Origin of the sequence: Flavobacterium sp. LB2P53, assembly GCF_003970305.1 — a bacterium.
GTDB lineage: Bacteria > Bacteroidota > Bacteroidia > Flavobacteriales > Flavobacteriaceae > Flavobacterium.
Map to the genome: position 1 here is coordinate 357,170 of NZ_RYDG01000002.1, position 12,112 is coordinate 369,281.

Annotated in this window: 10 protein-coding genes; 5 read left to right on the forward strand and 5 right to left on the reverse strand. The window is 34.0% G+C overall.

Annotated features, from left to right (window positions below):
• Positions 1-18: 18 nt before the first annotated feature.
• On the forward strand, positions 19-225 hold the full coding sequence (locus EKL95_RS04035) for a hypothetical protein (protein WP_126457598.1): 207 nt from the start codon (positions 19-21) through the stop codon (positions 223-225).
• Positions 225-479, forward strand: coding sequence for a type II toxin-antitoxin system RelE family toxin (locus tag EKL95_RS04040; protein WP_126563595.1), 255 nt, complete (start codon positions 225-227; stop codon positions 477-479). The genes EKL95_RS04035 and EKL95_RS04040 overlap by 1 nt, the downstream gene beginning before the upstream one ends.
• A 51-nt stretch (positions 480-530) precedes the next feature.
• Here the strand turns inward: EKL95_RS04040 and EKL95_RS04045 are convergent, their stop codons facing one another.
• From EKL95_RS04045 to EKL95_RS04060, 4 genes are all read right to left on the reverse strand, one after another.
• Positions 531-1,637: an acyl transferase gene (locus EKL95_RS04045; RefSeq protein WP_126563596.1), complete on the reverse strand. Its 1,107-nt coding sequence runs from the start codon at positions 1,635-1,637 to the stop codon at positions 531-533.
• Between the two features lie 144 nt (positions 1,638-1,781).
• Positions 1,782-2,120 carry a T9SS type A sorting domain-containing protein gene (locus EKL95_RS04050; protein ID WP_126457596.1) on the reverse strand — a complete coding sequence of 113 codons (339 nt, stop codon included), beginning with the start codon at positions 2,118-2,120 and terminating at the stop codon, positions 1,782-1,784.
• Positions 2,121-2,226: 106 nt separating this feature from the next.
• The gene (locus tag EKL95_RS04055) at positions 2,227-3,438 is read right to left on the reverse strand and encodes a hypothetical protein (protein ID WP_126563597.1); all 1,212 of its coding nucleotides are present in this window, start codon (positions 3,436-3,438) and stop codon (positions 2,227-2,229) included.
• Positions 3,439-3,616: 178 nt separating this feature from the next.
• Complete coding sequence (locus EKL95_RS04060) at positions 3,617-6,397, reverse strand: TonB-dependent receptor (protein WP_126563598.1); 2,781 nt, start codon at positions 6,395-6,397, stop codon at positions 3,617-3,619.
• Between the two features lie 175 nt (positions 6,398-6,572).
• On the opposite strand from EKL95_RS04060, the gene EKL95_RS04065 reads away from it, so the two are divergent.
• From EKL95_RS04065 to EKL95_RS04075, 3 genes are all read left to right on the forward strand, one after another.
• Complete coding sequence (locus EKL95_RS04065; protein WP_126455532.1) at positions 6,573-7,256, forward strand: response regulator transcription factor; 684 nt, start codon at positions 6,573-6,575, stop codon at positions 7,254-7,256.
• Positions 7,257-8,309 (forward strand): sensor histidine kinase, encoded by a 1,053-nt coding sequence (locus EKL95_RS04070; RefSeq protein ID WP_126457593.1) that lies wholly within the window; start codon positions 7,257-7,259, stop codon positions 8,307-8,309.
• A gap of 361 nt (positions 8,310-8,670) precedes the next feature.
• Complete coding sequence (locus EKL95_RS04075; protein WP_126563599.1) at positions 8,671-10,932, forward strand: inorganic phosphate transporter; 2,262 nt, start codon at positions 8,671-8,673, stop codon at positions 10,930-10,932.
• A 71-nt stretch (positions 10,933-11,003) separates the two neighbouring features.
• Here the strand turns inward: EKL95_RS04075 and EKL95_RS04080 are convergent, their stop codons facing one another.
• Positions 11,004-12,095, reverse strand: a complete 1,092-nt coding sequence (locus EKL95_RS04080; protein WP_126563600.1) for a glycosyltransferase — start codon at positions 12,093-12,095, stop codon at positions 11,004-11,006.
• Between the last annotated feature and the right edge of the window lie 17 nt (positions 12,096-12,112).

The window sequence follows — 12,112 nt, forward strand, 5'->3', positions numbered from 1 at the left end:
TTGAAATAACGAAAAGCTATGGAAACTCAATTTTTAACTGACGAAAAAGGAAATAGAACCGCAGTTGTATTGCCTATCAAGAAATATAATAAATTGATTGAAAAATTGGAAGATTTAGAAGATGTACGTCTTTATGATGAAGCCAAAAAAGAGGATGACGGTTATCGAATTTCTATAGACGAAGCTTTTAAAATTATTGAAGAAAAGCGCAAATTAGCGAAGTAATGGCTTATACTATCGAATTTAGAAATAAAGTTTTGAAAGCTTTAATCAAAATTAATGAGCCTCACTATTCAGCAATCAAAAAGCAAATCTATGATTTAGCTGAAAATCCACGGCCGCAAGGGTATAGAAAATTGAAAGGAAGAAAAGGATATAGAATTCGTGTTGGAGATTACAGAATTATTTATGAAATTTTCGATGATATTTTGCTAATTGATGTTATCGACTTAGGTCACAGAAAAGATATTTATGAATAATTTTGCTCGTTAATTTGGTTAACCGATGAAATAAATTAACGATTAACCTTTTTACAAGACCATCAAATTACAACCTCGAATATCAGAATTATCAAAACGTCCCAATACTTCAAAAGAGTTGTTGGGATTTTTTTTGCCCAAATCCTGCGTAGCAATAAAGGAACAGGAATTGATGTTAGCTAAATCAATCACGTTGATACCGCCCGTTTTTCCGTCTGAAATGTAGGTCAAAGCATCTTCGGTATCGCGAACAAGGATTTGCACCCAAGATGGGCATTCAAATACGCCGTTTCCTAAGGAATACGCTTGCGAAAGCAACTCGGTCATTCCATATTCAGAATGTATGGCTGAAACGCCAAATCCTTTACACAATTGTTCGTGTAGTTCTTCTCGAATCATTTCTTTACGTTTTCCTTTCATGCCGCCTGTTTCCATGATAATGGTGTGCTGCAGTTGAAACGAATGTTTTTTTTCTGAAAGTTCAGTTGTTTGCCCAAGGTCATCACGAACCTTCTTTTTTTTATCTAAAAAAGAACTTTTTTCGTTGAAGGTTTCAATTAAGTCCAATAAAGCAAAAGTAACCCCAATCAGGATTACATTTTGACCCGCTAGATCTAAAGCGATAAGCTTGGCAATCAGTTCGTCGTGATTGTGCAGGTAAAAACCACTCTCAGGATGATTGGAAAGTTCAATTAAATCCTTGACCATGTAAATTAAGGAAGATCCTTCCCGTTCCAGATAGGAAGGAAGCAAGGCCAAAACAACATAATCTTCAATATTGCCATAAAATTCGGAAAACCCTTTGCGGTAACTTTCTTCATACAGAGTGACGTCCGTAACTAAATGTTTGCTAGTTATGGGAATTACTTTTTTATCCAAATTTCCCCCTTTATGGGCTACGGGGCTTGTGGTTCCGCTGCTGGTAAAAGTTTCCTGAATAGGATTGGTATTCGAAACCACTTCATGACTCTTAAAAAACTGAATCGGTAAAAATGGAATTTGTTGTAGCGATTTTACTTTGTGAGGATCTGTTTTTAAAAAATCGCAAAATTCCTGATAGACCAAGTTGTTTTCGTATTGGAAACGAAACACTTTCAAAGCAATTTTCTCAAACTGTTTTTGACTGGAAATGGCAAATATATCGGAAGATGTGATCAATATTTTTTTTTGCAAAAGTAATCAAAAATTTAAAGGCAAACCAATAACGGAATGGTATAAACTTGAATCTGGGAGTTGATTTGGTTTAAGCATTATACAAAAAAGCCCCAACAGGATTGGAGCTTTTATGATGTATTTTTGAAATTATCGGATGATTAATTTTCTGGTCGCTGATGCTTCTTTTTCATTGATCTTGATGATGTAAACACCAGAGGTTAGATTAGAGACATTTAGTTCTTTTGAGCTCAATATGGTTTGAAGTACTTTTTTTCCTAAAACATCAAAGATGATAATTTCTTTATCAAAATCGTTTTTTGTAGAAATGTACACTCTACCATTACTCACAGGGTTCGGGTACAAGCTTAATCCTTCAATTGAGACGTTTTCTTGTGTCTTTGATTGTTGCTTAGTTTCCTGAGCACTAATGCCAAGGGAAAATAAAAAAACCAATAAAGTAATAGTATAAAAGTAGTTTTTTGCCATTAGATTAATTTGAATAGTAAATATACAAAATATATTTCAAAAAGCATACCAAAAAAAAACATCCTGAATTTTCAGGATGTTTGATATAAATCGATTGGATTGTTAATTACAAATTCCCTAACAAATTAACGCCATCAACAATTGCCCATGTTCCAGGAGTTAATGCCGCTCCAGTTGCTGAAGTGCTTGTTGTGTAGTTTGCAGATGGGAAAGCTACAGTAAATGTACTTGCACCAGCTCCAGATAATGGAGTATTATCAGAAATTTTAACATTCAACATTTTTATTTTACCTGAAAGAACTTGATTTGTGTTCGTATTGGCATCTTGAATTCTAACGGCAACGGCATTTGTTGTTGTAGTTCCAGAAGTTACAGTATTTGTATATCCTGAAATTACGACATTAGAATATTCTCCATTTCCCTCTTTTTTAAATTGGATTGCATCTATTTCTGTAGGATTGCCAGACTCAGTTACAGTTCCAGCGGCTCTTCTTAAAGTGATGTTTGATACTTTAGGACCAAATGAATTATTTACACTTTTCGATTCGATTTCCATTCCGAAATTTCCAGCTCCAGTTTGATAAGCATACCAGTTAGTATTTGCTTGACCTTGCCATCCATCTTGCCAGTCAAAAGAATCATCTGTATTACCGTATGAAATTAGATTTTTAGCACTTACTGTTCCTCCATAAAATTCAAAACCATCATCGGCTCCTTTATAAGCAACAAGGTTTTCTAAAACTGTTCCGGAACCTACTGAATAAAATGAAAATCCATTCATCTCAGAATTTCCATCAAGAATCTTTTTACCAGCGTATTCTACTCGTACATATTTTAATGAACCACCATTATGTGATGCATTTGTACCTCCGTAAACAATATTTGTACCATCCTCAGAAGTTGCTGTTGTAATCGGAGTTCCGTCACTTGTTTTTCCTGATACAATTGGAGCATCACCAAACATGATAATACCACCCCAAGAACCTGCAGTTTTTGATTTTTCAGTAAAGACAACAGGCTCTGCAGCTGTACCTGAAATATTTAATTTCCCTCCATTTTCTACTAATAGAACATCAGAACCATCCGTAACGTCAGCAGTAATTACTGAGCCCGCTTCAAAAGTTAGTGTTGCACCACTTTTAATTCTTACGGCTCCAATCAATTTGTAAGTGCCTTTAGTGTAGGTTTTTGATGTTGTAACGTCACCTGTGATATCGCCTGTTGCAGTTGGTGTAGTTGTTACTGTTTCATTATCACTTGATGTGCAACTTGTAAAAACCAAGGTAAGTAATGCAAGACTAAATACTAATTTTTTCATTTTTAATAATTTAAAATTATAAGTTTTTTTGTTTATTATTTTAATCAAAATTACTCTAGAGTTTTTGTAATTTAGTTATGTAATTGTTACTAAAGTATTATATAACAATCAATTTGATGTAAAGTTTACGTTACTATAAAAACCAAAAAAAGAGCCGTTACAGCTCTTTTTTTGGTTTTTAAAACGTATACCCTATAGTAAAGGAGAACCCAACACCCTTTTTGAATTCTCTTAAAACTAGAGAGTCTTCAGTAATGTTCAAAGTGCTTTTCCTTCCTAACTCTTTTTTATAGCTTGGATTTAGTATATTGTCTATTCCAAATTTAAGTTCAATACTTTTAGAAATAGAATTTGTCCAGACAAAATCTAATTTACTAAAAGATTTCTCGTAGATATGATCAATTCCTGAAGAACCTACAGCAAAGATTCTATCTCCATAAACGTTATACACTAAGGTCATAGAGTTTTTCCAATCTTTGTTAAGAATGAAATCATACTTTAAATCAGAATTAATTAACCAGCTTGAAGCACCTTGTAATTTACGGTTGGTACTGTTTTCTAATTCATTTCCTTGTTTTTTAAGATCAATTTGAACATCAGTACTCATTAATGATGTGTTGAAACCTAGAGAGAAATTAGAAAGCGATTCGTTTATTCTGCTCAATTGGATTAGCATTTCTATTTCGGCACCATAAATAACGGCTTGCTGGGAGTTTTTAAAAGTAGTAATCTGACCACCACTATTCGCAGTAGGTTTGAATACTCTTTCAATTGGATTATTTATCATTTTTCCAAATACTCCTACTGCAAACATTTCTTTGTTATTAGGAAATAATTCGTATTTAAAATCTACATTGTAGTTTTCGCTATCCTTCAAATCTTTATTTCCACTTTCAGAGGTTCCGTCAGCATTAATGTAATTTATTGGCAACAACTCCACAGCTACAGGTCTAGTGATTGTTTTTGCTAATGAAAGTCTAAGGTTGCTGTTTTCATTCAAAATACGTTTTGCATTTACTGATGGTAAGATATCAAGTTTATCATCAGTTTTTTTGCGATAAGCGCTTCCAAAAGGATCGCCTTGCTCTCTATATTTTATTTCACGAGTAGAGCTTTCTGCTCTAATTCCAGCATTTAAATCCCATTTTTCTCCAATATTCATGAACAAATTGAAGTATCCCGCATTAACGAACTGATTTAATTTGACTTTATAATCACCATTGGATTCCTCTTTAACATATACAATTCCATTGTTTATGTCTTGATTAATATTCTCACTAACAGTGTTGACATTTGCAGTGTAAGGTTGTGTATTAGTTCTGCTTTTCCCTGAAAAGAAGCGATAAGTAGACTGCATGTCATTTAGGGAGCTATTATATCCTATTGATAATTTATTGGATTCTTCTTCATTTCCAAATTTTAAATTATATTCTAAGAGAGACGAATAATAAAAGTTTCCTTTTACGTCTAGATATTGACGGTTTAAATTATTACCACCGTATATCATGTCAATTTGATTGTCATTTATTCGTCCTGTAATGAATTTTCGGTCGGGCTGTTGGAATGAAGTCTTTACATAAGAACCTCCAGCTTTAAGGGAATGTTTGCCATCTTCAGTTAACTTATAGTCTCCAAATAATTGTGTATTCCAATACTTAGATTCCTCATATTGGTTCATTCGTATTAGATTATCAGTAATATTGGCAGCACTATTAACATATCCTATTTGATCTTGAATTTTACTGTCAGTCGCTTTAATTAAAAAAGTATTGAAGTTTAAGTTGAATCGGTTTGTTTTGTATTTCATTCCAGCTAATCCAGAAAAAGTAGTCTGATAACTATATTGCTTGTTGTATAAATTATTATCGTAATTACTCTGTCCAAGGTTGAAGGTTCTGTCTACACCTTCTCTGTAAGAGTATTTATTATCAAAATTGAAAGACATAATGTAACTTATATTACTTTCGTTTTTAAGATTGAATTTTTGAGCATGTAAAAATCCAATGCTTGAATTCAAGGGGCTTTTAGTATTGTTAACGTCCCATGATTTTTTACCAAAACCATTTTCATATTCTGAAGGAGAAAGTTCTGCACCGTTAGGAACAGAACCAAAAGCACTAGGAAGTGCTCTGTCATTCCCAAGCATTCCTAAAGACCCTTTAGTAGAATTTGCATCATTGGACAGCAAAAATGCTTCAAGATTGTTGTTTGTGGTATAACCAAAACCAATATTCAATTTTGTGATATTTTTCGGCTGAGGTGTTTCAATATTGACAGTCGCTCCAGCAAAATCTCCTGAAATATTAGGATTGAATGTTTTGTATACATTTAAAACTCCTACAACGTCAGTAGGAAATAAATCCAAAGGAATAATTTTTTTGAAAGGACTATTAGAAGGGGATTGTAGATCGTTTATCAACAAGTTATTATAACGGTCTTCTAAACCTCTAATAAATAAACCTCTTCCGTCTACTTTTGTAATTCCGGTAATTTTCGTTAATCCTTCCTCAACATCGCTTACCCCTTTACGAGCCATTTCTTGTGAACCGATACTTTGTTTTATCACGACCGCTTGTTTTTGATCTAATAAAAGAGCGGTTTCCTTTTCTCTATTTACAGTAGATCGCACCACTACATCTTCTAGTTTGTAGCTTCCGGAACCTAAAGTTTTGTTTAATGTTACAGTTTGATTAGCAACTACTGTTACAGGAACTTCTACAGATTCATATCCTACAAAACTAAACTGTAAAGTATATTTTCCGGGAAGTATTGTTATGGCATATTTACCATCAATATCAGTATTTGTTCCTATATTAGTTCCTTTAATGAGAACGTTAGCAAATGGTAATGATTGGTTGTTAGAATCCTTATCTGTCAAGATACCTGCTATAGTTCCTTTGTTCTGTGAAAAAGAAACAGCGGTTATAAATAACGTTAAAAATAATAATTTGAATTTCATCTGGTTTAAATTTTTTGCAAAGTAACAGCCGAAATGTAAAATGTAAGTTATTGGTTTGTTATGATTATGTTTTATTTTACATCATAAAGAGGCTTCAATATTAAATTACCGTTAACAGCTTTTCAATAGCTCATTTATGATTACATTTACAATTCAAAATAATTTTTGGTGCTTTATGAAGAAAAAAAATACTAAAATTCTACTAGTAGACGATGAACCGGATATCTTAGAAATTGTAGGGTATAATCTCGCTCAAGAGGGATATCAAATCAGTACTGCCACAAACGGGAAAGAGGCTATAGCAATCGCTAAAAAAGAATTGCCGGACCTAATTATAATGGATGTAATGATGCCGGAAATGGATGGCATGGAAGCTTGCGAGAACATCAGAAAAATACCGGAACTCAGTAATGTAATCATAACTTTTTTAACCGCCAGAAGCGAAGATTACTCTCAAGTTGCGGGCTTTGATGCCGGAGCTGATGATTACATCACTAAACCAATAAAGCCTAAATTATTAGTCAGTAAAGTAAAAGCCTTACTGCGCCGATTAAAAGAAAAAGAACAAAATAGCGAAACTCTTAATGTTGGTGGAATCGAAATCAATCGGGAGGAATACAAAATTGTAAAAGATAATATCGAAATTGCCTTACCCAGAAAAGAATTTGAATTGTTTTATTTATTGGCTTCAAAACCGGGAAAAGTTTTCAAAAGAGATGAAATTCTGGATAAAGTGTGGGGCAATGAAGTAGTTGTTGGTGGTAGAACCATAGATGTTCACATCAGAAAATTACGTGAAAAAATTGGCGAAGAGTTGTTCAAAACAATAAAAGGAGTGGGATATAAGTTTGAAGTATAAATGACAATAAATTTTAAAAAAACATATCGTTTTGCCGTAAAGTCGGCCCTGTATATTACCCTTTTTTCTACTGCATTGGTAAGTTTACTGATTTACCTTTTTTTTACTTTTTCCTATCAGTTTAGCCTGATTTTTGCCATTTCGATTGCTACTTTTTCATTTATAGTGATTCAATATCGGGTGGAGCGTTTTATTTATAAAAAGGTAAAAAAAATATACGATGACGTTTCTTTATTAGAATCTAGCACCTTCAGAAACCAGCCCATAACAACGGACATGGCGACTCTTACAAGGGAAGTCAAGAAGTTTGCTACTGACAAAAAGCTGGAAATTGAAACCTTAAAAGTTCGGGAGGAATACCGGAGAGAATTTCTAGGCAATGTCTCTCACGAACTAAAAACACCTCTTTTTATGGTTCAGGGCTATCTGTCAACCTTACTTGACGGAGCCATGAATGACAAAACAATCCGAAAAAAATACCTGGAACGCGCCGAAAAAGGAGTCGAAAGACTGATCTACATTGTGCAGGATCTGGACATGATTACCAAACTCGAAATAGGGGATTTGCATCTGGAAATTGTCGAGTTTGACATCGTTAAACTCGTTCAGAATGTATTTGATTTGCTCGAAATGAAAGCATCTAAAAAAGATATTTTGTTGATGTTTGACATGAAATACAACAAACCCGTTATGGTCATTGGAGATCAGGAAAAAATACAACAAGTGGTGATGAACCTTATTGTAAACTCAATCAAATACGGAAAATTAAAGGGTTCTACCGAAGTAAGTATTGAGGATTTGACAGCAGAAAAAGTCATCGTTCGTGTCACCGATAACGGAGAAGGAATTGAGAAAAAAAATATCCCAAGACTTTTTGAACGTTTTTATAGAGTAGATAAAAGCGGAGCAAGAACAGAGGGAGGCTCTGGGCTGGGATTGTCCATAGTAAAACATATTATCGAAGCACATGACGAGAAAATTTATGTAGACAGCACGTATCATGTTGGATCTGAGTTTTCATTTACCCTGGAAAAATCCAAGTCAGGGGAATAAGTACGGCCATCTAAATTCCTTCAGGTCAAATAGAATTAATAATATCCTTTACCTAATAAGCACAATTATTTTAGGATCATTCACTTGTGTTATTGATGTTATTAAGTTGATGTCAAAATAATAATTTAGTAACGGCAGTCTTACTTTCGAGGGTCATATTTGCAAAAGACACCGGAAGTTTGTTGTGGTATATTTATGATGACATCCAAGTGTAACCGTACCATCACGATTCTTTTTTGAACTATAAAGCAACACTCAGGCATAAATCATCATGAGGTTGTCGTACAATGAGACAGTTGTTTTGAAGGCCAACTAATTCCATCAGAGCAAACAAAATTTCACCTTTCACTTTAATACAGATATGGAACAAATATATATAGTAATGCTTGTGGTTTTAGGTATTTTGGCAATAATTGATCTAGTTGTCGGGGTTAGTAATGACGCAGTAAATTTCTTAAATTCGGCAATTGGTTCTAAAGCAGTGTCGTTTCGTACTATTATGATTGTGGCCAGTCTAGGTATTTTAGTAGGAGCGCTATTTTCCAGTGGTATGATGGAAATTGCCCGAAGTGGTATTTTTGTTCCCGGCATGTTTAGTTTTAATGATGTTATGATTATTTTCCTGGCCGTAATGATCTCAGATATTATATTATTAGATGTTTTTAACTCAATAGGATTACCAACTTCGACAACAGTATCCATTATTTTTGAACTTTTAGGGGCAGCGCTCTGTTTGGCAGTCTATAAAATTTATGTTTTGGATGATAGTTTTGATACTTTAAGTGATTATATCAACACTGAAAAAGCATCACAAATTGTTTTTAGTATCCTACTGTCTGTCATTCTTTCTTTCACTCTTGGAAGTTTTGTGCAATATGTTTCTCGACTAATTTTTACTTTTCAATATGAAAAAAGAGTCAAATATATAGGTGCAGTTTTTGGAGGATTAGCCATTACTGCGATTACTTTTTTTATCCTGATTAAAGGATTGAAAGGAGTTTCTTTTATCGATCAAGCTACTCATGTCTGGATAAAAAGCAATCAATTACTGATAATAGGAGTAAATTTTGTTTTTTTCACACTGCTTTCTCAAGTGTTGATGACTTTCTTCAAAATAAATATTCTCCGAGTAATCATCATAGTGGGGACTTTTGCTTTGGCTTTAGCTTTTGCCGGGAATGATTTGGTTAACTTTATCGGCGTTCCTATTGCGGCCTATAACTCCTATGAAATTTTCAATGGTTCAGGAATTTCTGGAGATCAATTTATGATGGGAGCTTTGGCTAATGATAATATTGTGGCGCCATTTTATTTTTTAGTTTTTGCAGGAGTGGTTATGGTTATAACACTTTGGACTTCAAAAAAAGCCAAAACTGTCATCGAGACCGGCCTTAATTTATCCAGACAGGGTGATGGCGTAGAGCGTTTTTCACCCAATATGTTATCCAGATATATTGTGCGATTTGGTGTTTATATCGGACTGGGAATTAATTATTTTTTACCAAAATCAATCCAAATTAAAATTGATAAGCAATTTGAGAAACCGGAAGTCAAAGGAAAAAAACGAAAAGACGAACCTGCTTTTGATATGGTTCGTGCGGCTGTAAATTTGATGGTAGCCAGTATTTTGATATCGATAGGGACTTCTTTAAAGTTGCCACTTTCTACAACCTATGTTACTTTTATGGTGGCCATGGGTACTTCATTTGCAGATCGCGCTTGGGACCGCGAAAGCGCAGTGTATCGTATTGCAGGGGTTTTTAATGTGATTGGAGGATGGTTTGTAACAGCAATTGTCGCATTTGTTTCGGCCTTTATCTTTGCGTATTTCCTCAAAGTAGGTCAAGTATATGCTTTCATCGGATTGCTGGTTGGATTAGGAATTCTTTTGTATCGAAGTTCAAGAAAGCATACTAAAACCATAAAAGCCCAGCAAGAATTATTGCTCTTGAAAAGAGAAGATATTGTTACCATAAATGAAGTTATTAGGGAGTGTACCATTCAGATTTCCAGAGTGATAAGCGGTTCAAACACGATTTATAGAGAGGTTATCGAAAATCTTAGCCTTCAGGATTTAGGGAAGTTAAAGGAGAATAAAAAAGACATCAAAAAACTCGAAAAAGAAGTCGATGAATTAAAGAGTAATGTATACTATTTTATAAAGAATCTGGATGAAACCTCGGCCGAGGGCAGTATGTTTTATGTCATGATTTTGGGTTATCTTCAAGACATGATTCAGTCCCTTGGATTCATCTCACAAAACAGCTATGCACATATCAATAACAATCACAAACAATTGAAATTCAATCAAATTAGGGATTTGAAAAGCTTAGACAATAAGCTTGAAAAATTATTTGAAGATATTATTGTTATTTTTCAAGAAGGTTCGTTTGACAAAATTGATGTTCTTTTAGAAACCAAAATGGAGATTTACGATCAAGTATCTAAATTAATTAAAAAACAAATTGAAAGAATTAGAACGGTAGAAACCAGTCCTAAAAACAGCAAGTTGTATTTCGCGTTACTTTTAGAAACTAATGATTTGATAAAAGCAACGATGCACTTACTCGAATTATTCAAAGAATTCAATAGCCATGCTAATTCAAAAGGTACAAATCTGTAATTCAGGAGTGCTTCTTTTTTTGGAAAACATTCAATACTAATCTTAAAAAAACCATTTGAGAGAATGGGTTTTTAGGGGTTAAGGGTACTTATTTTTGTGTTTTGGAAAATATCAAAAAGCGATTTCCAGTCAATATTGCAATGCAAGGTTTGTAAACCACGGTAGGAGGCTACTTCACTAAGATTTTCAATTTTGAAATCGTCTTGATTTGCATAGGGAACTAACCCTTCTTTTTTTAGCTTTCTGGCTAAATATTCCTGTTCGTATTGGCCTGGAGTTGGAATAAAAAAAGCCTTTTTACGGAGTTGGGCTAGATCCATAATTGTGGTGTATCCGGAACGGCACAGCACCATTTCACTTTCGTTAAAAGCCTGCTCTAACTGGGAAGAATTCATGTAATTATAATAGGTAACAGGATTGATTTGAGTTACTATTTGTTCGGTTTCAATCTTTCCTTCAATAAACACGACATTCCCGCGGTATCGTGCGATTTCTTTTTTCAGGGAATCCTCCAGCAAGCCGCGCTGAGGTTCTGGTCCGGAAAGAATAATCATTAAATCATATTTTTTTGGGACTAATTTTTTTTGCAATCGACTCAAAGGACCAATGTATCTAATTTTGAGATTTGGATCGTCAACATGTCCCATTTTTCCGGTTAGATTAATTGATCCGGCAAGATCTGGAACCCAGCATTCTGTGTATTTTTTTATAATATGTTGGTGGATCTTACTGGTAATCCAAGTGGTATTGCCAGTCATTACATTCAATTGATGGGTAATAAATACCGAAGGAATTTTTTTGCTGAACACACCCAGTCGGTTGTCGGATATAATCCCGTCTATCCTATATTTTGAGATCCATTTTTTAATTATTTTTTTTTCTTCCCAAATTGCTTCAAGCATTTTTGGGCTATTTTTTAATAATTTCCATTTAAAGTGAGCTCCATTTTTTGCATATTCTATCTGGTAGGATGGCAGTTCCAGCGTTTGTACAGTAGGGAATTCCTTTTTTAGCAAAGCCAATGCAATTCCATCAGAAGCAATTATAGGAATGTAGTTGTTCTCTAATAAGGCCTTAATAATTGGAATACAACGTGTAGCATGGCCTAAGCCCCAGTTTAATGGCGCAATCAAAATAGTTTGTTGGTTGGCATTCAAATCCATGTGGCTCTGTAGTTTAG

Bases quoted from the DNA above. Each gene is read 5' to 3' on its own strand.
- EKL95_RS04035 (WP_126457598.1), top strand. From the start codon at position 19: ATGGAAACTCAATTTTTAACTGACGAAAAAGGAAATAGAACCGCAGTT.
- EKL95_RS04040 (WP_126563595.1), top strand. From the start codon at position 225: ATGGCTTATACTATCGAATTTAGAAATAAAGTTTTGAAAGCTTTAATC.
- EKL95_RS04050 (WP_126457596.1), bottom strand. From the start codon at position 2,120: ATGGCAAAAAACTACTTTTATACTATTACTTTATTGGTTTTTTTATTT.
- EKL95_RS04055 (WP_126563597.1), bottom strand. From the start codon at position 3,438: ATGAAAAAATTAGTATTTAGTCTTGCATTACTTACCTTGGTTTTTACA.
- EKL95_RS04060 (WP_126563598.1), bottom strand. From the start codon at position 6,397: ATGAAATTCAAATTATTATTTTTAACGTTATTTATAACCGCTGTTTCT.
- EKL95_RS04065 (WP_126455532.1), top strand. From the start codon at position 6,573: ATGAAGAAAAAAAATACTAAAATTCTACTAGTAGACGATGAACCGGAT.
- EKL95_RS04070 (WP_126457593.1), top strand. From the start codon at position 7,257: ATGACAATAAATTTTAAAAAAACATATCGTTTTGCCGTAAAGTCGGCC.
- EKL95_RS04075 (WP_126563599.1), top strand. From the start codon at position 8,671: ATGGAACAAATATATATAGTAATGCTTGTGGTTTTAGGTATTTTGGCA.
- EKL95_RS04080 (WP_126563600.1), bottom strand. From the start codon at position 12,095: ATGGATTTGAATGCCAACCAACAAACTATTTTGATTGCGCCATTAAAC.